The sequence below is a fragment of the Verrucomicrobiia bacterium genome (genome assembly GCA_035765895.1).
Lineage (GTDB): Bacteria > Verrucomicrobiota > Verrucomicrobiia > Limisphaerales > DSYF01 > DSYF01.
On record DASTWL010000085.1, the window covers coordinates 1 to 23,193 of the forward strand.

Annotated in this window: 14 protein-coding genes; 10 read left to right on the forward strand and 4 right to left on the reverse strand. The window is 61.5% G+C overall.

Annotation, left to right across the window (positions count from 1 at the left end):
* Positions 1 to 467 precede the first annotated feature (467 nt).
* The 10 genes from VFV96_16535 to eno all read left to right on the forward strand — a co-directional run bounded on the left by VFV96_16535 (position 468) and on the right by eno (position 19,829).
* Complete coding sequence (locus tag VFV96_16535) at positions 468 to 4,820, forward strand: sialate O-acetylesterase (GenBank protein HEU5072012.1); 4,353 nt, start codon at positions 468 to 470, stop codon at positions 4,818 to 4,820.
* A 312-nt stretch (positions 4,821 to 5,132) separates the two neighbouring features.
* A complete protein-coding gene (locus VFV96_16540) occupies positions 5,133 to 5,822 on the forward strand; it encodes a prepilin-type N-terminal cleavage/methylation domain-containing protein (GenBank protein ID HEU5072013.1) in 690 nt (229 codons plus the stop codon).
* Between the two features lie 68 nt (positions 5,823 to 5,890).
* Positions 5,891 to 10,405 (forward strand): carboxypeptidase regulatory-like domain-containing protein, encoded by a 4,515-nt coding sequence (locus tag VFV96_16545; GenBank protein ID HEU5072014.1) that lies wholly within the window; start codon positions 5,891 to 5,893, stop codon positions 10,403 to 10,405.
* Positions 10,406 to 10,614: 209 nt separating this feature from the next.
* The gene (locus tag VFV96_16550) at positions 10,615 to 12,459 is read left to right on the forward strand and encodes a sodium/solute symporter (GenBank protein HEU5072015.1); all 1,845 of its coding nucleotides are present in this window, start codon (positions 10,615 to 10,617) and stop codon (positions 12,457 to 12,459) included.
* 129 nt (positions 12,460 to 12,588) lie between these two features.
* A complete protein-coding gene (locus VFV96_16555; protein ID HEU5072016.1) occupies positions 12,589 to 14,037 on the forward strand; it encodes a fucose isomerase in 1,449 nt (482 codons plus the stop codon).
* Positions 14,037 to 14,993, forward strand: coding sequence for a PfkB family carbohydrate kinase (locus tag VFV96_16560; GenBank protein HEU5072017.1), 957 nt, complete (start codon positions 14,037 to 14,039; stop codon positions 14,991 to 14,993). The genes VFV96_16555 and VFV96_16560 overlap by 1 nt, the downstream gene beginning before the upstream one ends.
* Positions 14,990 to 16,015: a hypothetical protein gene (locus VFV96_16565; GenBank protein HEU5072018.1), complete on the forward strand. Its 1,026-nt coding sequence runs from the start codon at positions 14,990 to 14,992 to the stop codon at positions 16,013 to 16,015. Before VFV96_16560 ends, VFV96_16565 begins: the two co-directional genes overlap by 4 nt.
* A gap of 9 nt (positions 16,016 to 16,024) precedes the next feature.
* A complete protein-coding gene (locus VFV96_16570) occupies positions 16,025 to 17,497 on the forward strand; it encodes an aldehyde dehydrogenase family protein (protein HEU5072019.1) in 1,473 nt (490 codons plus the stop codon).
* Positions 17,498 to 17,517: 20 nt separating this feature from the next.
* Positions 17,518 to 18,510, forward strand: a complete 993-nt coding sequence (locus tag VFV96_16575) for an aminoglycoside phosphotransferase family protein (protein ID HEU5072020.1) — start codon at positions 17,518 to 17,520, stop codon at positions 18,508 to 18,510.
* The gene (eno, locus tag VFV96_16580) at positions 18,507 to 19,829 is read left to right on the forward strand and encodes a phosphopyruvate hydratase (GenBank protein ID HEU5072021.1); all 1,323 of its coding nucleotides are present in this window, start codon (positions 18,507 to 18,509) and stop codon (positions 19,827 to 19,829) included. The genes VFV96_16575 and eno overlap by 4 nt, the downstream gene beginning before the upstream one ends.
* Here the strand turns inward: eno and VFV96_16585 are convergent.
* From VFV96_16585 to VFV96_16600, 4 genes are all read right to left on the reverse strand, one after another.
* On the reverse strand, positions 19,821 to 20,066 hold the full coding sequence (locus VFV96_16585) for a hypothetical protein (GenBank protein HEU5072022.1): 246 nt from the start codon (positions 20,064 to 20,066) through the stop codon (positions 19,821 to 19,823). The genes eno and VFV96_16585 overlap by 9 nt on opposite strands.
* 556 nt (positions 20,067 to 20,622) lie before the next feature.
* Positions 20,623 to 21,786 (reverse strand): DUF481 domain-containing protein, encoded by a 1,164-nt coding sequence (locus tag VFV96_16590; protein ID HEU5072023.1) that lies wholly within the window; start codon positions 21,784 to 21,786, stop codon positions 20,623 to 20,625.
* Between the two features lie 97 nt (positions 21,787 to 21,883).
* On the reverse strand, positions 21,884 to 22,411 hold the full coding sequence (locus VFV96_16595) for a hypothetical protein (protein HEU5072024.1): 528 nt from the start codon (positions 22,409 to 22,411) through the stop codon (positions 21,884 to 21,886).
* A gap of 40 nt (positions 22,412 to 22,451) precedes the next feature.
* Entirely contained in the window at positions 22,452 to 22,901 is a 450-nt protein-coding gene (locus VFV96_16600; protein ID HEU5072025.1) for a hypothetical protein, read from the reverse strand.
* Positions 22,902 to 23,193 lie beyond the last annotated feature (292 nt).

Here is a 23,193-nt window from a genome sequence, read left to right on the forward strand (position 1 = left end):
GGTCATCAATCCTCCGAACAACCCCGGTCCCGATGGTTGGAGCGCTGTTTCAACAGGCGCCCCGATTACCATTAGTGATCCGGGCGCGGCGGGCGTGCCTCGCCGGTTCTACCGGGCGGAAGCGGCCAATCCGTGAGGAACATGAACGGCTGCCGGGGCGGAAGGTCCCGGCAGCCCCTTCCCAAACGGTTTGAGCCACACTGGTAAAGCAAACGGGAGAAGAGAACAGGTTGATGTTGGCTCGTGTGGCGCACGGTCTGAGTATTTTGGTTGGGTGAAATTGGTTGGAGCAAGCCGGAGGTATGGCGGCGTGGTGCTGGGGAGTATCGCGCCGTGGGCCTGCGGTGTTCTCGTGGAGGCCGGTCTGGGTGGACCGGCCTCTGCCTTATTCCTCAGAAGGAATGTCTGCTTGATTTTCCCCGCGGCGTTGCTGCGGGATTGTTTTTGGAAATGACTACAAAATGCATATGAAAAGCTGGGCCGGCTCATCACTTCGATTCTTCCTGTTTCTGTTCGCGCTGATTGGGGCCGCGTTGTCAAACGCGCGGGCCACCGTCGCGGTCAGCCCGATTTACGGCAACAACATGGTGATCCAGCGCGACCAGCCCTTTCCGGTCCGCGGCACGGCTGGCGCGAACAAGACCATCACGGTGACCTACAATGGCCAGACCAACAGCGTCACTTCGGATGCGCAAGGCAACTGGCAGCTTTCTTTGCCGGCCATGGGCGTCAAGACCAATGGCAGCAACTTCGCCATCACCGAGGCCGGCGGCAACACGATCACGCTGGTGAATGTGGTGGTGGGCGATGTGTGGCTGTTCAGCGGGCAGTCGAACATGGGGATCGACATGAATTTTTGCAACCAGCAGGCGGACATCAGCAGCGCGAACTTTCCCGGCATCCGGTGTTTTGGTTTTGTGCCTTACGCCCCCTCGGGCACACCCTCGAAGACTTTCAACGGCTCGGTAAACTGGTCGGTTTGCAGCCCCAGCACGGTCGGCGGCTATTCCGCGGTGGCCTTCTATTTTGGCCGCTCGATCTATACCAATCAGAACCGCACGATACCCCTTGGCCTGGTCGTTTCCTGTGTGGGCGGAACCACCATTGACCTCTGGCTGGACCCGGAGGGGATTACGGGTATTCCCGCGCTGGCGCCGCTCTATAGCCAGTCCAACCCGGCCAATGGTGCATTCAGCCTTTTCAACGGCATGATTTATCCTTTGGCTCCGTATCCGGTGAAGGGTCTGATTTGGTATCAGGGCGAGAATGCCGAACTGACCACCCAGTCGGCGGACAGCTATTATCTCAAGGAGAAGGGACTGATCGCGGGCTGGAAGCAACTGCTCGGGTTGAGCGACTGCGCCTTCTATCTGGTGCAGATTGCGAGTTGGGGAACCGCACCAACCAGCCCCGCGCCGGTCCTGAATTCCGGGGGATGGAATGCCGACACCCGTCTGCAACAGGGCAATGCCCTCAACCTTCCTCATGCCGGAGTGGCGTCGGCCATTGACATAGGAGACTCTTCGACGGGCGCCGACATCTGGTATGGCTGGCATCCCACCAACAAGTGGGACGTGGGATATCGGTTGTCGCTCTGGGCGTTGAAGAATGAGTATAACCAGCCGGACATCGTGCCAAGCGGCCCCGTGCTGCGGGATGTTTCGGTTGCCGGCAATACGGCCACATGCACCTTTGATTACGCCGGGGCGGGTTTGATGGCCGGGTTCAAACCAATGTATGGACCCACGCAGCCGACCAATGCCGCGCTGGCCTTGTTCTCCATCGCCGGTGTGGATGGAACCTGGTATTGGGCGACCGCCACCATCGTTGGCAGCAACACGGTTCAACTAACCTCGCCGTCGGTCAGCGCTCCCCGGAAGGTCGCCTATGCCTGCTGGCAGAATCCGGTGGGAGCCAATCTCTACAACTCCAATGGCCTGCCGGCCTTGCCGTTTTATGTGGATGATGTCACGGCCAAATACACCGTCACCGCCTCCGCCGGACCCGGCGGCAGCATCAGTCCCGCCGGGGCCGCCACTTACTTCAAGCGCATGACCGCGCTCTACAAAATCACCCCGGGTCCAGGCCAATACATTCGCGATGTCCAGGTGGATGGGGCATCCGTCGGGTCGGTTGATGCCTATACGTTTGACCCGCTCTACGCCAATCACACGATTACGGCGACATTTACGAACGCCCGGCCCAGTTACACGGTGAATGCTTCGGCCGCAGCGGGGGGCTCAATCAATCCGTCGGGCGCAGTCAGCGTGGCGCAGGGCGGCTCGCAGCAATTTTTCATCACACCCAATCCCGGTTGTTTGTATTCCCTGGCCGCGGACGGCAAGCCCATGGGGTCGCGCGACAGCTTCATCTTTTCCGATGTCACCTCCGACCATTCCATTGCCGCTTCGTTCTATTGCACGATCAATGCATCGGCAGGCTTCGGCGGATCCATCAGTGCTCCGGGCGTCACGACCGTTGGCTATGGCAGCAACATGACCTATACCATCACCCCGGCGTCAAACTACTCGATTCTTAAGGTCACGGTGGACGGGACCAATGTCGGGGCGGTGGCGAGCTACACCTTCACGAACGTCACGACCGCTCACACCATCTCCGCCTCCTTCACCGGCGGCAGCGGCGGTGGCAGTGTTCCGCAGACGAACCATTTGCTTTTTTCCTGTCTGGCCGATGCCATGCTGACCAACAGCGCCGGCACCATCACGAGTTGGCCGACGTATGTCCCGGCTGCCGCGCCGCTCTCGCCCATGGGAAATCCTTCGCCAAAATTGACGAGGATTGATGGCCGTCCGTTCGCCCGGAACGACTACGGTTCCGCTCCTGCCGGTTTCAACCAGGGGGCGTATTCGTCGCCGCTCCCTTGCTCCGGTGCCAGCATCGTGGTGGTGGCCAAGCCGACCCGCAATGGCATCGCCGGCGGCTGGGGTTCTGTTGTGGATGCGTTCTACAACCAGCTCTCCCTTGGCATTCTGAACGACAGCGGCAAGGTGTTTGTGTTGCTTAACGGCGCTGGGAACACCAGTTCGACCGCCATCCCCGACGGTCAGACCACCATCCTGAGCATGGTGGTGCAACCAAGCGGGCAGTATAACGTGTGGGCCAATGGATCGCTCGTTCTCACAAGCAGCGCCAGCAATCCTCTGACCTCGCTGGTCAATGGGGTGGCCGGTCCATTCGCCAACAACATCACCCTCGGCAACAATTATCCGGATGGCTGGTCCACCTTCAACGGCTGCATTGGGGACGTCTTTTTCTACACGAATGCGTTGTCCAGCACCGACCGGGCGTCGCTGGAACAGTATTTGGCGACCCGGCTGACCAGTGGCTCCGGCACGAACTATACGATTACAGCTTCAGCCGGAGCTGGTGGCGCGATCAGCCCGGCTGGCAGCGTGCTGGTTTCATCTGGCTCGAACCAAAGTTTCACGATCGCCACCGACACCAACCATGTCGTCAGCGATGTGCTGGTGGACGGAATTTCCGTGGGCGCCGTCTCCAGTTACACCTTCACCAATGTGATTGCCAACCACACCATCGCGGCGACGTTTGCTTACAATGGCTACACGATCACCGCCACGGCCGGATCAGGGGGCGGCATTTCGCCCAGCGGCGCAGTGCCGGTTCCATCGGGCGCCAACCAGAGCTTCACCATAACGCCACTGCCCGGCGGGTCGGTCAGCAATGTCCTGGTGGATGGCGAGTCGCAGGGCGCCATCACGCATTACACCTTCACCAACGTGCTGGCCGATCACACCATCTCGGCCACGTTTTCCTACACGAGCTACACCATTAGCGCCACGGCGGGAACGGGTGGCAGCATCACGCCGACGGGTGCGGTCTCGGTGGGCTCCGGCACCAGTCAGACCTTCACGATCGCGGCCGATGCGGGGTATGCCATTGCTGATGTCGTCGTGGACAGTATTTCACGGGGGGCCATTTCGGAATTCACCTTTACCAACGTGACGGCCAACCATTCCATCTCGGCGACGTTCAATGCACTGCCGAACCAAGGTGGGATCATCAGTGTGAACTACTGCCAGCAAAATGATATTCTTTCGGCCGCGGCGGTGGCGGGCGTGGTTCCAACCAATCACTGGAACAGCATCATCTTCGACAACAACTTCGGCGGGACGAGCTGCTCGAATCCGACCAACGTGTTTTTCGATTGCAGCGGTGCAAGCATCGGGAACTTCGCGGTGAAGCTCTCCGTGAACGGCTTCAACGCTTGGAATACCGGCAGCGGGTCAACGCCGGATGTGGTGCTGATCTCGGATTGGGCCATGAGCGGCGGCGGGACGATCACGCTCACCAACATTCCCTACGCGAACTATGATCTGTATTTCTACCTCTCTTCGTTCGCTGAATATCCCAGCGGCACTGTCACTTACAACATAACCACCGGGCCGGACACCGGGCGGAGCCTGAGCCTCCAGCAAGTTTACGATCAAACCAAGCCGCAGAATTTCGCCAGCTTCGGCTGGGTGGAGGGTTACAATTGGGGCAAGTTCAGCGCCCTGACCGCGAGCAGCCAGACCATCGTCGGCACGGATGGCATATCTGCCTTTCAAATTGTGCAGAATGTTTTGCCCGCGCCGACGCTGTCGATCAAGCCCACCGGTTCAGGAGGCATCGAGATCACCTGGCCGGACAGCTACTCGGGAACCCTCTTGACATCGCCAGTGCTGGGCGTCGGGGCGGTCTGGACCCCGGTGGCGGGCGACCCGGTTCACGAGGGGAGTGTTTACAAAGTCACCGTTACACCCACGGAAAACAACGCCTTTTATGGGTTGGGACAGTAATGGGCGCGATGAGCCTTGGCGGTGTCATCGGGCATCCGCGGCTGACGCGGAGGGCGTCGTGCCGCCCCTGCCGCCACACTTTAGGTTCTGAACTTTGACAAACCTGTCAGCCTGGCCCGGCCGGGCGCGTTAAATCTGCATCGGTATTTGTCAGGGATGCGGTTGTTTGTGGGGACGTGGGCTGGTAGTTTTCCTTGTCCATGAACACCTGTGCCGCAGTCGCCTATGCTGTTAGCTAATTTTCATCGCAAGGTCGGTTTCCTCTCCCGCCCAGTGCCATCGGAAGGGTTGGGTTCCAGGCGCTTCATTCGGGTGAAAACATCTTTCGCTTTCACCCTGATCGAATTGCTCGTCGTCATTGCCATCATTGCGATTCTCGCCGCCCTGTTGCTGCCCGCATTGAGTCGCGCCAAAGACAAGGCAAAGATCATCACTTGTTGCAGCAACATGCGCCAGGTGGGGCTGGCGTGCCGCCTCTATGCCGACGGCAATCGGGACAAGCTGCCTCCCTGCCATGGAGGATGGGCGTGGGACGCGGACTCCAAATCAATCGACCTGTTGTTGGCTGAGGGCTTCAGCCGGGACATTCTTTTTTGCCCGTCATTTGCCGAGTTCAACCAGTCCAACATCTGGAACTTCACCGCGAATTACCGGGTGCTCGGTTGTGTGCTGGCGCTGGACCAATGCGGCGCGCTTCATCCGACGAACTGGAATGCCTCCATGAATCCCTCGGCCATGCAGCGCTGGGTGAATGTTGACTACCGGATCGTTCCTTCCGAACGCGAACTGGCGGCGGACGCGACCGTTTCCCAAGGCGGCAATTTTACCAGCATTGTTTGTGACTGGTATTACGGTGGCACGAAAAAGAACGCGCGGTCGCCGCACCTGCAGGGCAACCTTCCGGCGGGTGGAAACATCGTGTTTTTGGACGGGCACGCCGCTTGGCGGAAGTTTCGCGACATGCAAAAGCGGACGTGGGGCGGTGCTGACTTCTGGTATTGAGCAGGGATGACACTTCCGCCGTAGATCCTGCGTCCCCCTGAACCAACAACCGAGCAATGACCCAGCGAATGATGAAAAGGATGTTTTTGTCCCGTTGCGCGGCGTGGTTGGTTGCCGGCCTGGCGCTGGTGCTGTCCCTGTCTACCTGGGCAAACACGATTCTGAACAACGGGGTCGTGGCCGCCGAGTTTGACGCCCGGGGACTGGTCAGCTTGGAGGATGCAGCGTTGGGGCGGACCTGGCATTTTACGAATGACAACTGTTCCGTGACCATTGACGGGGTGCCCATAAACACGTCCCTGATTGTGCCGGCCGTCAGCGCGGGTTCCAACAGCGTCACGTTTCTCTTTGTGGCGGGCAACTATCAGGTGCGGGTGATTTATGAGTTGCAGGCGGGCTGGCGCTTTGTCAGTCGTCAGATTCAGGTTGCGCCCGGCCTGCCGGGGACGTTTCGCGTGAATGCCGTCACGGCGATGTCCGCCAAAGTTCTGGACGCGGGGGCAACTGTTTACAAACCCAGCCACGCCACTGGCGCCGCTTTTTTGCGGTTTGCCTCGACGGGGCCTGACGATCCGGGCACCGGTCTCATGCTCGCCCTGCAAAACGATTTCCTGAATTGGTCCTTCAGTAGCGGCGCCTTCACGCTGTCCTATTCGCCCGACATGGACTGGAGCGACAGTTACGGTCCGTTCTGCGGTGACCGGGTCTGCCTTGGCCCCTATCAGATGATTGGCCGTCGATACCCGGCCGGTCAGGTCGCGGAGTGGCAGTGGCAGGCTACCGAGCCGGCGGCCAACGGGATGGACTGGTCGGAGATTGAGGCGTTTCAGAATTGCGTGCGCGCGTTCCTGCTGTTTCATCCGACCAAGGCAACGCGGGTGAACATCGGCTGGTGCGAAAACGACTACCAGATCGACACGGGAACCGCGGCCGGGCGGGCCGAGTATAAGCGCATCATGGACATGTGCGCGCAACTCGGCATCGACAACCTGCTTTATACTCCGGCCAACGACCCGGTGGCCCCGCTCAGTCAAAACACCGATGCGTGGGGCTGGGAGAACGTGCTGTGGTGGAACATGGGGCAGCAGATTCGCAAGGGCACCTGGCTCTGCGCCACCAGCACGTTGCCGTCGTCGGTGCAGGAGATGGTGGACTACGCGGGCAGCAAGGGACTCAAACTGCTGGCCTACGCTTATCCCAGCCTGGGCTTCAAGCAGATGCCGGAATGGACTGCGTGGTGCGGTGGCAACACGGGAGGTTACGTCGGGGTTGATACCGGCGTGCGGAGTTTTCAGGACTGGTTTGATCAGCAGCTGCTCGATTTCCACACGCACCAGGGCGCCAGCGGATATTCGTTCGACCACTGGTGGATCGCCTACGATTCGCAATCCGGTCAGCCGCCCGTTTCCAGCAAATACGCGCAGTGGAACGGGTGCCGGCGCATTCTGGAGAATCTGCGACGGGGCGCGCCGGACATCATCATTGATGGTCGCCAGCAGTATCAAAGCTTCGGGGTCTGGACCTGGCTGGCGGGCAATTATCCCCATCCTACCTCGACCGACGAGCAGCCGGAGAGCTTCAAGGCGTTCCCGGATTTGCACACCGACCGGGTTTCGGCCGACCGGCAGCGTTATACCGCGTGGTGGTATCGGATGGTGAATCTGGCGCCGCCCGAAATCACGCCTGGTTTTATCACCCACCAGACGCAGCGCTACACCAGCACCGGCGGCGCGCTCCGCACCGATTTCCGGACGCGGGACTGGGATGTTTTGGGTTGGAAGTTTTCGCTGTTTTCAACGATAGGCACCGCACCGTTCAATCTGGTCATGAACATGATTCCCGCCAAGGATCCGGACGAGTTCGCGGCGCTGTCGGCCACGGACAAGCAGTTCTGCAAGGACTGGTTCGACTGGGTGGACGCTCATCTTGAATACCTGCGCGCCATCCGGCCGATCTTGAGCCAGCCGATGATCGGGCGGGTGGACGGCACCGCGGCCATTCTCGACGACAACGGGTTTGTCTTTCTCTTCAACCCCAATTACCGGCAGTTGCCGGCCACGTTTGCCCTGGACCAGACGATTGGGCTCAAGCGCGGCGCGAAATTCATCCTCAAGGAATTGGAACCACAAGCCGGCCGGCTGATTGGCAAACCCAACGCCGGGGTCTGGAGTTACGGCGACGTGGTCAGTCTTCCCGTGAGCGGGACGACGGCCATGGTCTTGGAAATTGATCCGGCGCCCACGAATCTTCCGGTGACCCTGTTCAACGTGACCGGCGCGGCCACGCTCGATGGCGCAAATGTCGTGGTGCAAAACGCCGCCGCGGAAGTGGGCACCAGCCAGGAAGTGGCAGTGGCCGTTCCGGCCGGCGCGCAGGTGGACGCGCTGACGGTGAATGGACTGACGGTGCCGTTTTCCCGTGCGGGAGATGTGGTGACGGGTAGCGTCCAGTTTGGCGGCGTTCCGTTTGCCAAATGTCAGGCGGTTGGAACTTACAACCCGAGCTTCACGGGCGGCACCGTGACGGGAACCTGCGTGATTCCGGGCCGCGTCTTTGACCAGCTGGCGGCGCGGCGGGCGGCGTGGCCGGTGCCCTACACGGAGGATGATTTGCTGGCCACCTGGCTGGGATCCGACCGGCTCCTGTTGAACATTCACATCGCCAATCCGAGTTCAACCATGGCGGTGACGGCGAAGATCGACGGCATCGTCTTTCCCGTCAAAACCGCCTGGAACGGAGTTTATCCAAGCATGGGCGAACAGACCTTTCTTGGCTTTTATGTGGATGTTTCCCGCCTGGTGCGGGATGTGCCCCACGAAATCGAAGTCACGGTGCCCGGTTTGGCCCCCGGCCAGTTTCAGGGCCTCTATTTCGACAATGTCGAGCCGGAATATACCAGCCTCACCACCAATGCCGTGACCACCCCGGTCACGCGCACCGTTTCCGGCCGGGTCACCAGCACCACGGGGGACGGCGTGGCCGGCGCCGTGGTTTACTTCTCCGACACGACGAATGCCGCGGCACAGCCGCGGATCACCGCGACCGCCGATGCCGACGGTTTCTACCACCGCACGCTGCCAACGCCATCTTCTTGGTATGTGGCCGCCGGGGCAGCCGCTTTGAACACCTCCGCCGAGCAGTTTGTGACGGTGGATGCAATGGACGTGACGAATGTGAATTTCACTCTGGTTGCGAACTCGGTGCTGAGCGGCACGGTCGCCAGCCGCAGCGACGGGGCAGCCATCCCCGGGGCAACCGTTTATTTCTCCACCACGCCCAATGCCTCGCTCAATCCAGTCTTCACGGCGATCTCGGACGGCGCCGGCAGCTTCCACCAGCCGCTGCAAAATGGTGACTGGCACGTGGCGGCGGCGGCGCCCGGCTTTTATCCGTCGGCGGACAAGTTGGTGACCGTGGCAGGTGCCGATGTGGCTGGCGTTGCGCTGACTTTGGCGCCGGCCACGCGGAGCATTCCCCGGCCCGCAGATCTGCTCTTTGCGGGAGTCACCGATTCCTTTCCGCCCAGCGGAAACACGGGAAACTGGCCTTGCTATCAACCCTCCGGTTCGACCTTGACGGCGATGGCGACACCGCAGGTGGACGTGGTCAACGGCATCAAGTGGGAGCAAAACCTGCGGGCTGACGTGGACGGCTACGATCAGGGCGCCTACACGACCCCAATTCCTGTGAACGGCGCAACGATCGTGGTTGCGGCCATTCCTTCGCGGGTGCCCGGCTACGCAGATCCGTGGACGTCCATTGTGGATGTCATGTATGACCGGCTGGTGCTGGGCATCCATAATGGCACCGGCCGGGTCAATGTCCGGCGCAATGGCAGCCTGGACGTCAGCGCGGCAGCGATTCCGGAAGGCCAGATCACCATTCTGAGCCTGGTGTGCCAGCCGGATGGCAAATACAAGGTCTTCGCCAACGGCGCGCAGATCATGAATGTCACCACGACGAATGCCATGACGGCGTTCGTTCCCAACGTGGCCGGACCTTATGCCAGTCACATCAACGTGGGCCGCAACCAGCCGGACGCCTGGCCGACTTTCAACGGGAAGATTGGCGACGTGTTCGTTTACAAGGTGGCGTTGAGCGATGTCGAACGCCAACAGCTTGAGGCCGATCTCTACAATAAATTCATCAGCTTTTTCATCTCGGCGTCGGCCGGGGCCGGCGGCACCATTAGTCCTGCCGGGACCACTCAGGTCAGCTATCGTGGCAACCAGACATTCACCATCGCCCCGCGGCCCGGCCACGCCGTGGCTGGCGTGACCGTTGACGGCGTCAATCAGGGCGCCTTGACCGGCTTTACGTTCACCAATGTCACGGCCAACCACAGCCTCGGTGCCACATTCACCAACCTGCCGCCGCCCGGCTTGGGTTTCGCCCGCGATGGGAATGGCAATTTGGAAATAAGCTGGTCCGATGCCTACGGCGCAACACTGGAAACTTCTCCCGTGCTTGGACCCGGCGCGGTGTGGAGCCCGGTTCAAGAACCTCCGGCCCATGGCGCGGGCCGCTACACATTTACAGCCACACCGGGAGGCGAAGCCGCCTACTATCGGCTGGCCTACTGATCTGAACCGCAACCCGCATGAATACGAAGCTCATTTGTGGGAAAATATCTGAGCGTCGCATGGCCCGTCGCCTTGTGAGAAACCTCAGTCCAGGTGGGCGCCTCATGGCGCGGCGAAGGCCGCCAGCTGACCGGTTTGCGGTGGCGACCGTTGGTCCCGCCAATGTCTGGTCCGGAGCAGGGGATTGAGGCACCATTCACGGCATCGCCATGCAACTGCATCTCATTGATTACGCCATTTTTGCTGCCTTCATCGTATTGGTGGTGGCTGTCGGCATTGGTTTCAGCCGGAACGAAAAGGACAGCGAATCGTATTTCCTCGCGGGCCGCGGACTGTCCTGGTGGCTGATTGGGTTTTCCCTCATTGCCGCCAACATTTCCACCGAGCAATTCGTGGGGATGTCGGGCAGCGCGGCCGACCGGCTCGGGCTGGCGATTGCCAGCTATGAATGGCTGGCGGCCATCACCCTGGTGGTCGTGGCGTTCTTCTTTCTGCCCTATTTTTTGCGGGCCGGGATTTACACCATTCCAGAGTTTCTGGAGCGCCGTTTCAACCGGCTCACCCGGTCCATCATGGCCGTGTGCATGGTGGTGATTTACATCCTGTTGGTGGGCGCGGTGACGTATTCAGGGGCGTTGACCATGCAGACCGCCTTCGCCGGCAAGCAGCTTTTCGGCATCCTGCCCATGACGGTGACGACAGGCGCCTGGTTGATTGGTCTCATGGCGGCGGTTTACGTCGCCATCGGAGGACTCAAGGCCTGTGCCTGGGCGGATCTGGTGCAGGGCAGCGCGTTGATCATGGGGGGCGGGGTGATCATGTATTTCGCGCTGCATCAGCTTGGCGCAACGCCGCTCCATGAACTCGCTTCGCAGTCACCGTTGCCGGCCGGTTTGACGGATGCATCCAGCGGCAGCGCGAAGCTCCTCGCGTTGAATGCCGACAAGTTCCACATGGTCCTGCCGCGGACGGATCCCTTTTTGCCGTGGACGGTGCTGCTGCTGGGCCTGTGGATACCCAATTTCTACTACTGGGGTCTCAATCAATACATCATGCAGCGCACGCTCGGCTCGCAATCCCTCGCGCAAGGCCAGCGCGGCCTCGTGTTTGCCGCGTTCATGAAGCTGCTGATCCCGTTCATCATCGTGATGCCCGGGATGATCGCGTTCAATCTGTTCAGCAGCGACATGCAGGCGGCAGCCCGGCCGGGCAACGAACGCGCGCTGCAACGTTTCGCCGCCGTTCGGAGCGATCCGGACCGGGCGCAAACGATTTTTGTGGCGGACGAAGCGTGGCGGAAAAGTCACCCGGAAACCGCCGCTGAGCTGGCCGCATTCAACGCCCGTGTCAGCACGCGGGCCGCCGCCGAAGGCTTCACGCCGGAGGAGGAGAAGCTGGTGGGCTACAAATACGACACGGCGTTCGGATACCTCATCAGCCGGGTGCTGCCCGAAAATTCCGGCTGGCAGGGATTCGTGCTGGCGGCGCTGTTGGGCGCGGTGGTCAGCACGCTGGCCTCCATGCTGAATGCCGCCTCCACGATTGTGACCATGGACGTCTATCGCCTGCATTTTGATCCCGAAGCGTCGCAAACGCGGCTGGTGGGCCTGGGGCGCATCTTGGTGGGGGTGTTCATGGTGCTGGGGTGCGCGGTTGCGCCCCGGCTGGGCGACCCGCACATCGGCAACAGCATTTTTGCGCTCATCCAGGAAAGTCAGGCCTACATCTACTCGGGCATCCTGGCGGTCTTTTTGGTGGGGATGCTTGTCCGCCGTGCGCCGCCGCTGACGGGGACCGTGGGGTTGGTGCTGGGTCCGGTCTCATTCTGGGCCATCAAACAACTCGCGCCGCGCCTTTCATTTGTAAACCGCGCTTCGCTCGCGTTTGGGATCGTCATCGCGGTCATGCTGGCGATCACGGTGGTGCGTCCGCTGCCGCAGCCCGTTCAGTTGGGCACGTTCTCGCGGATTGATTTGACGCCATCCCGGGCGGCCAAGTGGTTCGGCGCGCTGGTGGTCGTGCTGACGGTCATCCTTTATCTCGTGTTTTGGTGAAACTCCGCAAAGCCTATGGAAACGCTTACTAAAAGGGCTCCGAGCAATGGAGCGGTTGCCGGCTCCTCCGTTCCCGGCAAATCAACCGGACTGCCCCGTCAGGGCGTTACAACGGCGCTTCTGGCAGACATGATGCCGCCGCTGCCAACACCGCGGCCGACGCGCGTCCTGGTGCTGGGGTGTGGCGTCAAGATGCACTTTCCTTGGGCGCGGGCCTGCCGGCTTTACGACGCGGCGGTGCGCCAGGTGACCGGCAGCCTGCCATCCGGGTGCTTCGATGTGCAGCGCGCTCCCGAGCCGTTTGAGGATCCGCGGGCCATGCTCGCGTTCTTGGATTCGCAGCTGACCGAAGGCATCGATGGGATCGTGTTTTTTCATGCGGCCTATACGGCGGGGGAGATTGGTTCTCAGTTCGGACGCTGGTGGCTGGACCATCCGGTGCCGGTGTTGAGCTGGTCGGTTCCGGACGCGGCCGCCGAACGTTTGGAAAGCAACAGCCTCTGCTGCCAGAATTTTTTGCTGAACATGTGGCGTCGGCTGGGCGTGAAATATGCCTGGCTGCACGCTGCAGTTGGGGATTCGCCCGGGCCGGTGCTGGCCCGGTTTGGCCGGACGGCGCGCGCCCGCGCCCGCTTCAAGCACGGTCGGGCCCTGCACATTGGCGGCTCCCGCGTGCCGGCCTTTTACGATGGCGAGGTTGATGAGCTGGCGGTGATGCGGCGCTTCGGATTGCGTTTTGACCGGATTGACCTTGAGGCGGCTTTTCAACATGCCCGCAAGTTTTCCGAGGCCGATCTGCGCCGGCTCCGGGATGCCATTGTCAACTCGCCGCAGTGTGCGCGGAATGACGTGCCGGACGGACAGATCTTTCAAACGTTGCGTCTCGGCCTGGCGGCGCTGGACCTGGCCGCACACGGCGGCTATCTCGGCTGCACGATCAAGAGCTGGCCGGAACTCTTCAATTGCTATGGCTGCGCGACGGACGGAGCCGTTTCGATGCTCAATGACCTGGGGCTTTGCACGGCGGAGGAGGGCGAGATGAACGGTTTGTTGTCCTCGCTTGCCCTGCAACTTGTGAGTGAGGGCGGCGCGGTGCCGACCATGATGGATTTGTCCGCGCTCAAGGCGGAGGCCAACCGCCTGGGCATCTGGCATTGTGGCGCGAGCCCCACCCGCTGGCTGAAGCGGGGCACCCAGTATGAGGCGCGCAAGCATTCCATTCTCGAAAATGCCGATCCGGCGGATGCCGTGGGGTTGATGCTCGAGTTCTTGCTGGAGCTCGGCCCGGCCACGGTCCTGCGTTACCAGTCGCCGGATGCGGCCAGCGCCTTTGCCTTTGAAGGGGACCTGGTGGACACGCCGCTGCCATTCCGCGGGGTTTATGGCGAACTGCATCCCCGGCCTCCGCACACCGCCGCGCAGATCATCGGGACGATCTTGAGCCGCGGGTTGGATCATCATTGGAGTCTCGGCTACGGCCACTGGCAAGCCGACCTGACCATGTTGCACCATTGGCTGGGCATTGCCGAACTGCCTGTGCAGGCGGCGGACAGCGCCCACGGGTTGAGTTGGAGCTGATGCGCGCAACCTCACCCAAAGCGGAAGTGCTCGTCACGGGCTTGAACTTGGTGGACGTGCTCGTGCGGCTGCCCGAGCACGTCCAATCCGGTGAAAAGCATGAGGTCGCGGATTTGGTGCTGCAAGGGGGGGCTCCGGCGGGCAACGCGGCCAGCTTGCTCGCATCCTTTGGCTGGCGCACGGGCTTCATTGCCCGGATGGGCGAAAACGCCCTGAGCTGCGTGGCGCGCCAGGAATTTCTCCGGCACGGTGGTTTGGCGGATTACTTCATCCCGGATGCGGATGCGGTGCCGGGAATGGCGTTGGTCGAGATCCATCCGTCTTCGGGTGAGCGGACGGTTTTCTATTCGCTCCGGGGTTACCGCTCGTTGAAGGCCGCGGACATTCCCGTGGCGGATGTCAAGCAGGCCAGGCTGGTTCTGGTGGATGGCTATGAAACGGCCGCCGCACAAACCATGCTGGAAGCTGCGCGGGACGCGGGTTGTTACGCCGTGCTGGATGTCGAAGCCGGCGATCCGGCCGTGCTCCGCCGGCTGATCGAACTGGGCACCGACATTATTTTGCCGCTCGGCGCGGCGCAACGGCTGAGTAACACCCGCGAACCCGCGGCCGTCTTGCGCAAGCTGGCCGCCTGGACTCGCGGGCAGTTGCTGGTGACCGACGGCCGGAACGGGAGTTGGGCCCTCGCCGCGGACGACGTCCTCCATCAACCAGCTTTTCCGGTCCGGGCCGTGGACACGACCGGTTGTGGGGATGCTTACCATGCCGCCTATGCCTCGGCGTTGCTCGATGGCTTGCCCTTGGAGCAGCGCATGGAATTCGCCTCGTGGGTGGCCGCCCATGTGGCACTCGCCATCGGCGGGCGCGCCAATCTGCCCACGCGACAATCCATCCGCGAGAGCGATCTCGGCCGGTTGTCACCGGCGTTGCGCGCACACCTGTTGAAGACCTCATGAAAGCCAGACTCGAACGCAAACTCCAACGAATCCGGGAAAACCCCGCCGGCCGTGAATTCATCCTGGCGGATGCCAAGGACGCCGACATGTGCTGGGGAATTCCAAGCCCCGGCGAGGTGACGTCGGGCGGGCGGGCACGCTTTCGCACCCTGCCCGAGTTTCACGACCAGATCCGGCAGATTGTAAAACAGGGCATCGTGGACATTCTGCTCGCGTCGGTTTCGACCATGAGCCGCCTCGCCTCGGTGGAAGATCTTTTTGCCCGTTCGGAGGTGACCCCGGCGGTCCGGGTCAACGACACCACAGATGTGTGGTGCCCGCGCGGCGGCAAATACCGCGAATTCCCGTCGCTGTCCTTTGCCACGTGCCACCTCGAGGAAGCGCAATTTGGCCGGCTGGTGCCGCTGCCAAAGCAAAAACCAATGGTCAATCTCGGGCTCTATTCCGTCACCTTCAACAACGAGCCGCATCTTGACCGGGAAGCCCTGCTGGCCTTCAAGGCCTTTCGCGACGCGGCTGGCCGGGCCGGGTTTGCCTATTTTCTCGAGGTGTTCGCGCCGAACACGCAGGCCGGACTCCGGCCCGAACAAATTCCCGCGTTCGTCGGTGATCAAATCTGCCGCATGCTGGCGGGCGTTCCCCTGGCCGGCCGGCCGCTCTTCTTGAAAGTTCCCTACTTTGGCCCGCGCGCATTGGAGGAACTGGTGGCCTATGATCCCACGATGATCGTCGGCATCATGGGGGGCAGCAGCGGCACCACTCTGGACGCCTTTCAATTGTTGGCGGATGCCCAAAAATATGGGGCCCGGGTGGCGCTGTTTGGCCGGAAGATCAAGGATGCCGAAGACCCGCTCGCGTTCATTGCGCTGATGCGGAAGATCGTGGACGGCCAAATAAAACCCGTTGAAGCCGTCAAGGCCTACCATGCGGTTCTCCAGCACCGGCGCCTGAAACCGCGCCGCGCGCTGGCGGACGACCTCAAACGCACGCCTTTGAAAAACGGCTACGGCCGAAACCGTTGAATTCATCCCATGCAAACGAAGCTGCATCAAAACGTGACGGCCTTTCTGGCCCGCCCGCTGCCCCATTACATCGGTGGCCGCGAAGTGGCCCCCGGGCCGACGGGCGAAGTCATCAATCCCTCCGATGGTTCGGTGCTGGCCCACGTGTCGTTGGGCGGGGCAAAGGAAATGGATCTCGCGGTGGCGGCGGCGGCGCAGGCGTTTCCGGCCTGGGCGGCGCTGCGGCCGAACGAGCGGGCCGTGGCCTTGCATCGCCTGGCCGACGCGCTGGAGCGGCATGCCACGGAATTGGCCCAACTGGAGTCGCTGGACGTCGGCAAGCCGATCACGGCGGCGACCGGTTTTGATGTCCCTTTTGGCATCCAGGCACTGCGCTATTTTGCGGACCTTGCGGTTCAAGCGCACTACCGCGTGCCGCTGGCCATTCCGAATATCGAAGCTTTCACCTGTCGCATGCCCTACGGCGTATGCGGCTTTATTTTTCCGTGGAACTTCCCCTTCACCCTGTTGTGCTGGGGCATCGCACCGGCACTGGCAGCCGGCAACACGGTGGTGGTCAAGCCTTCGGAAGTGACACCGTTGACCTCGTTGTTCGTCGCCCAACTCGCCGCTGAAGCGGGCCTGCCATCCGGGGTCATAAATGTCGTCACCGGCACCGGTGCGCAGGCGGGCGCCGCGTTGGCGGCGCATCCCCGCATCAAACGCATGTCCTTCACCGGCTCACCAGCCGTGGGCCGGCAGGTGGGGGCTGCTTGCGGGCAGAATCTGGTGCCCTGCAAGCTCGAACTGGGAGGCAAGGGGGCGGCGGTTGTCTTTGATGATGTGAATGTGGCGGATACGGCCCGCAAACTGGCGGGCGCCATCACGTTGAACACCGGTCAGGTTTGTTGCACGGCCACGCGCTGGATGATTCATGAGCGAATTTACGATGCCTTTGTGGACGCGGTCCGGGCCGCATTGCGGCAGACGCACATCGGTCCGGGACTGGATACGGACTCGCAGATGGGGCCGCTGGTCAGCGAAGTGCAACGCCGGCGGGTGCTGGGCTATCTGGACCGGGGACGGAGCGAAGGGGCGGCGGTCCTCCTGGAGGGCGGACCCTGTCATTTGCCCGACCATCGCGGGTTCTATGTCACGCCCGCCTTGCTGGCCGGCACCGAGGACAACGTCTGCTGTCGTGAGGAAATTTTTGGTCCGTGCGCCTACCTGGTCAAATTCACGGACGAAGACAAGGTTGTGCGCCAGGTCAATCAGCTTGCCTATGGTCTGGCCAACAGCGTCTGGTCGGCGGATTTGGACCGGGCAAACCGCGTGGCGGAGCGGATGGTGGCCGGCAACAGCTGGATCAATGCGCACAATGTTTTCGCCTACGGGCTGCCATATGGCGGCGTCAACCTCAGCGGCCTGGGAGGCGGGGTAAACAGCCCGGAAACCTTCAACGATTATCTGCGTTCCCAGACCATTGCCCGACCGCTCACCTGATGTCCGCTGCCCTTGAGTTTTTGAAGCGTCTTCGGGACGACGGGTGTGTTCGCTCGGCGGACGCGTGGCTCAGCCCCTTGGGCGGCGGCGTCTCCAGTGAAATTTATCTCGTGCACGACGGCGAAGAACGCTTTGTCGTGAAGCGCGCCCTGGCCAGGCTCAAGGTCGAGGCGGAATGGTATGCGGACGTGGCCCGCAACCGGACGGAGCAGAAGTGCCTGGCTTGCGTCGCGACCATCCTTCCGGGAGTCGTGCCGGCCGTTCGGTTCGCCCGCCCCGATGCAGGGTATTTTGCGATGGAATACTTTGGAGACGACTGCGCGAACTGGAAACAGCTTTTGCTGGATGGCACTTGCGACCCGGCGCATGCCCGCACGGCCGGTTGTGTTCTCGGCGAAATTCATCGGCAGACCGAAGGTCGTCCGGAGTTGCGGGCGCAGTTCGACACCGGCGCCAATTTTCACCAACTGCGGATTGCCCCCTATTTGTTGACCACCGGGGAACGCCATCCCGCCTTGCGCGACGCCTTCATCCGGGAAGCGCAACGGCTCATGGAAACCCGCGAGTGTCTTGTGCATGGTGATTTCAGCCCGAAAAACATCCTCATCAAACGCCAACGCCTGATTGTGCTCGACTGCGAAGTGGCATGGTATGGCGATCCCAGTTTCGACGTGGCGTTTCTGCTCAACCATTTCTTTCTGAAAGGCCTTTATCATGCGCCGCGACGTCCCGGGTTGGAGGAGATGATCCTCGCATTTTGGCAGAGTTACTGTGCCCGGCGGCCAGCCAGCCGGGCAATCATGGAGCGTCGCGTCGTTCAACTGCTGCCCCTGCTGATGCTGGCGCGGGTCGATGGCAAATCACCGGTCGAATATCTGGAGGCTGGCCGAAAGGAGTGGGTGCGGCGCTTTGTGACCCATCATCTGGGCGGCGCGGGCATGGACTTGGAAACGATCACCAGCCATTGGTTTGACCAGGCAGGTTCGTTGTCACCAGTGGAGGCAGGAACATGAAGATTGCCACCGTTTCGGCCTGGCAGATTTACGATTCGCGCGGTTTTCCGACCGTGGAGGCTGAAGTCCGGCTGGCCAATGGCGTTTGCGGCCGTGGCATGGCGCCGTCGGGCGCTTCCACGGGGCAGTTCGAGGCGCTGGAATTGCGGGATCGTGATCCGGCGCGGTTCCGCGGCAAGTCAGTATTCAAGGCCATCGCTCACATCGAGGGCGAAATTGCCGCGGCCTTGAGCGGGCGCGACGTCGAAGCCTTTGACCAACGGGATGTGGACACACGTCTGATCCAACTGGATGGCACGCCCAACAAGAGCCGGCTCGGAGCGAATGCGATCCTGCCCGTTTCCATGGCGGTTGCGAATGCGGCGGCGGCGGCGGCCGGCAAACCGCTCTTTGAGTATCTGGGTCAGGGCCAGGGCCGGGTTCTGCCGATCCCGGAAATTCAAATCATTGGCGGCGGTGCCCATGCCAACTGGCGGACCGATGTGCAGGATTATCTCTTGATCGCCGTGGGCGCCCGCAGCTTGTCCGAGGTGATGGAGATGACCCACAACGTATACCATGCGGCGGGGGATTTGCTCGCCGAGCGCGGCAAACGCTGTGGTGTTGCGGATGAAGGCGGTTACTGGCCCGACTTTGAAACCAACGAAGCGCCGCTGGGCTTGCTTGTCGAAGCCATCAGCCGGGCCGGTTACCAGCCGGGCAAGGACGCCGCCCTGGCGCTGGATATTGCGGCCAGCGATCTCTATGACGCGGAGACGCGGCGGTATCGCTTCAATCTGGAGGGACGCGATTTTAGCTCCGACGAATTCATCGCATTGATGCAAACTTGGTGTGAACGTTATCCCGTCGTTTCCCTCGAGGATCCTGTGGCCGACACGGATTGGGACGGCTGGAGGATGATCACGCGGCGCCTCGGCGGGCACGTTCAACTGGTGGGGGATGATCTGTTCACAACAAACGTGGCGCGCATCCAACAGGGCGTCGAACGGGCGGTTTCCAACGCCGTGCTGATCAAGCTGAATCAGATCGGCACCGTGAGCGAGACGATGGATGCAATTCGTCTGACCCAGAAGGCCGGCTGGCAGCCGATCGTTTCCGCCCGTTCAGGAGAAACGGAAGACGCCTTCATTTCACACCTGGCCGTGGCCACGAACGCAGGGCAGCTCAAAGTCGGCTCGTTTGCCCGCAGCGAACGCATGGCCAAGTGGAATGAGTTGTTGCGCATTCAACGCCAGTTGGGATGCCACGCCCGGTTTGCGGGGTTCCCCCCCTCCGCGGCGGCCGGCCCGCCGGGCATGACGCCACCGAGGTCAAACTGATCCGTCACAAAACCGTCTCATGCCACCGTTTGTTTCCCGTTCCAAGTCCACCGGCTGGCAGCCGCAGGTCTTCCACTCCAAGCTGAGCTGCGCCCACCGCTGCCGGGTGTCCACCTCGGGCGGCCGCTCGAACTGAATCCACACCCAACGGCCGACCACCTCGGCCAGTTCAAAGAACCGGGGCGAACGGCGCCGCAACAGGCCCAGCAAGGTTACGGTGTCCACCGCGCGATTCACGCGCCGCCGCGCGAAGTTGATGCGGGCCAGCCCGGGGCTGCGGGGTGATGCGGTTGAAGTGTCACTGCCGGATCGGCTCCCGAGCTCTTCAAAAGGTCGTGATTTGTTTTCATGGTCCTTTTTTGCGGGTCGTGACGCTGCACGTATTCGGTCTGTCGCTCTTCACCAAAAAGCCGAGCCCCCGGCCCTCCTGCGTGGGAGTAGTCTTCAGAGGGCACCGCGCGAGGCGGGCGAAGCGGAGTGGAGTGATCCGACGCGGAAACGTCGGAGTCAGGCAAGAAGCCCGCTGCCAATCTGCGACTTACTGCGAGATGCGAAGAAACCAGCAGGGGACGATGCAAGGTCGCAGTCTGGCGGCGCCTCCATCGCAGTCACCCCCCCCGCATTTGGATGGGCAGCCGGGTGCTAATCGGTGCCCACATAATACTCCACTTCTAAACCTAGCATGATCAAGCGGTGCGTGATCACATCGTTAGCCAGACACATGCCGAAGGCTCAAATATCTTTGTGATGGCCGATGGAACGAAGGTAAAGACATGGCAGCGGCAATGCAGTTTCAAAAATCCACGCCGAGGCCGAGCACAAGGCGGAAGTCGTCGGGCTTGGGTTCAACCCCGTCGGCGCCGACTTTTGGCTGGCTGATGCGATCCCAAACGAAGGAGACGTCGAGGTCGAAGCGTTTGGTGAGTTCGAGGGAGAGCGTGCTGACGGAGTGGTGGGTGGTTTCACCGACCTGCCGGCTGGTGTATTGGCCACGATATTCGAGGAGCCATTTGATGCGATGGGTGATGTCCCATTTGAATCGGCTGCCGAAGGTGAGTGCGCCAGTGCCCTTCTCAGTCGGGTCGCCCGGCTCGGTGGAATCGAACCAGGCATATTGATAGGCGGGGCCGGTGGTGATGTTCCATTCCATATCGGGACGGTCAATGATGTCGTAGCCGATGCCGACGCCGCCGGTCAGCCGGTGTTTCAAGTTTTGAAACGGGTCCTTGTAGTATTCAACACCGGGCAGGACGAGATAGAAGCGCTGGGAAAGCCAGAGGTCGAACTCGGAGTTGATGCGGTGATTGTTGGCACTCTCGACGCCATCAACGCTGCTGACGTTGCCGATGTAATCGAGACTGAGGCGCGTGTCGGGCGTGCGGCGCTGGAGATGCAACTGAGCGTTGTATTCGACGGCCCGAGTGTTGCCGTCCCGTAACGTGAGACCGAGCGTAGCCTGACCGGACCACAGATTCCGCTCCTTGGAACCGCCGGGCGTGAGACTCTGGAGCTGATCGCGGGGCAGGACGCTCGCGTTGGTGCCGCCCACCGCCACCTGTTGCGGAGTGATGGCGACCGGGCCAGAGAACGTCTGACCCGTGATGGACAAGGTGTCGAGCGTGCGGGGGGAGCGGAGCTGGCGGATGTCCTTCCAATCGAACGACAGGTCTCCGAGTTCTTCGCTGAAGAACTCGAGGGTCCGATCCTGCATGGCGTTGAGACGACCCTTCAACCATTCACCGGACTTGAGTTGGATCCAGTCGAAAGAATCAGCGGGGGGAACCCAGTCCAAGGCCGGCAAGGTGGCGTTGGTGGGGAGTTGATGGTTGATGGCTGGTGGTTGATTGGTCACAAGCACAACGTTAGTGACGATGATGTAGTTGGTGGTGATGACCTGCGCGGGCGCCGAACTCAACTCGCTGCTGACGCCGGGAAGTAGCGAGGCAAGCCAGAGCATGGCTGAGGCGATGAGCACCGGACTGGAACGGCCACTGAACCGACAGGCTGGAAGGCCCGCCTTACATTCAGCGGAGGAGTGCGCTGACACGTTCATGTCATTTGATGAGCGGCAGTGAAGCGGCCAGTTGCAGGTCGAGCGCGGCGTTGATCTGGTTCTCAATCTGGAAGAACTGCGCGGCCTTCTTTGCCGGCACGACCTTGCAAAACCTTTTGAAGTATTTCCGTTTCAGGTCGGTGCGCTTCTCCTCCAAGTCGAATGATTTTTTGGCGAGGGCACTGGCCTGTGCGTCGGTCAGGTTTTGATAGGTGCCGACGTAGTCGTTCAGCAGCGACAGGCGCTCGTCCAGCAGTTTGTTAAGTTCGAGCGTGTATTCGCTGTGCAACGGCCAAAACTCGACGGACTCGTCGTCCGTGAAAGAAATGTTCTGAGCTATGATGAGGGTCTTCTCGGTCTTCAAATCTGAGCGAGCCAGTTCGATAAAGGCGCGCAGGTTGCCCGCGTCCACTGTCTTGCTCGTGGCGGAGGCCGATTTACTTCCGTCACCAGATTGGGCGAGGGCGCACATGACGGCGACACCTACAAGGAGGCCGAGACCCGCGATTCTTGTTGGGAGAGTTTTCATAGGAGCGAAAGTAGAGATTAAGAGCCGATGGCTGGGACGTTCAGTTGGCGAGCCTCACGGTGATGGGTTGCGTGAGGGTGAACTCCAGCAATGTGCCCGGCGGAACGGTGATGGTCTGGCCCTTCTTCAAGAGACTGGCGGTGGCGCCGATGGCCGCGCCCTTACCCGCACCATCGCCGCCGTCCACGATCGCGCCGATGGCCGCCCCAGCAGCAGCGCCACGAGCAGCCTTCTTGATGGAAGCCTCTCCGGCCTGTTGGAAACCGCTGGTGGCGATGGGGACGGGACTGCCGCCCACGACCATCTGAGCCAGCCGGAGGTCGAGAGTAGATTTTCCAAAGGCCCGTCGAGCCTGGGTGGAGCTTTGGACTTTCCCGTAAATGACCGTGCCGGCCGGAACCACCACAACGCCGTTCTCGACAAGGTTGTATTCCAGCTTGGTGGTGAACGTCGCACCCGCGGCATTATGAGAGGAGACGCTGTCCATCATGCGCACCAAGAGAGTGGTGCCGTAGGCCAATGTCGCTGTGCGAGGGGCGGCGGCTGGGGCCGGTGCAGCACTCGGAGCGGCGGTAGCCGTTGCGGGAGGAGTGGTGAAGGTGAGCGCGATGATCTGGGAAGTCTCGATCACCTGCTGACCAGTGGGCCTCACCCGGTTTGATGGACACCTTGGAGGGGCGGTGCGCATAGGTGTTTTAGTTTAGTTGCAGTTCAAAGTCCACCGGGCTCTGGTAACCGAGGGCGCTGTGGCGCCGTTCCCGGTTGTAATACCGTTCCGCGAA

Coding starts and splice junctions, on each gene's coding strand:
- VFV96_16535 (HEU5072012.1), top strand. CDS start 468: ATGAAAAGCTGGGCCGGCTCATCACTTCGATTCTTCCTGTTTCTGTTC.
- VFV96_16545 (HEU5072014.1), top strand. CDS start 5,891: ATGATGAAAAGGATGTTTTTGTCCCGTTGCGCGGCGTGGTTGGTTGCC.
- VFV96_16550 (HEU5072015.1), top strand. CDS start 10,615: ATGCAACTGCATCTCATTGATTACGCCATTTTTGCTGCCTTCATCGTA.
- VFV96_16555 (HEU5072016.1), top strand. CDS start 12,589: ATGATGCCGCCGCTGCCAACACCGCGGCCGACGCGCGTCCTGGTGCTG.
- VFV96_16560 (HEU5072017.1), top strand. CDS start 14,037: ATGCGCGCAACCTCACCCAAAGCGGAAGTGCTCGTCACGGGCTTGAAC.
- VFV96_16565 (HEU5072018.1), top strand. CDS start 14,990: ATGAAAGCCAGACTCGAACGCAAACTCCAACGAATCCGGGAAAACCCC.
- VFV96_16570 (HEU5072019.1), top strand. CDS start 16,025: ATGCAAACGAAGCTGCATCAAAACGTGACGGCCTTTCTGGCCCGCCCG.
- eno (HEU5072021.1), top strand. CDS start 18,507: ATGAAGATTGCCACCGTTTCGGCCTGGCAGATTTACGATTCGCGCGGT.
- VFV96_16590 (HEU5072023.1), bottom strand. CDS start 21,786: ATGCTCTGGCTTGCCTCGCTACTTCCCGGCGTCAGCAGCGAGTTGAGT.
- VFV96_16595 (HEU5072024.1), bottom strand. CDS start 22,411: ATGAAAACTCTCCCAACAAGAATCGCGGGTCTCGGCCTCCTTGTAGGT.
- VFV96_16600 (HEU5072025.1), bottom strand. CDS start 22,901: ATGATGGACAGCGTCTCCTCTCATAATGCCGCGGGTGCGACGTTCACC.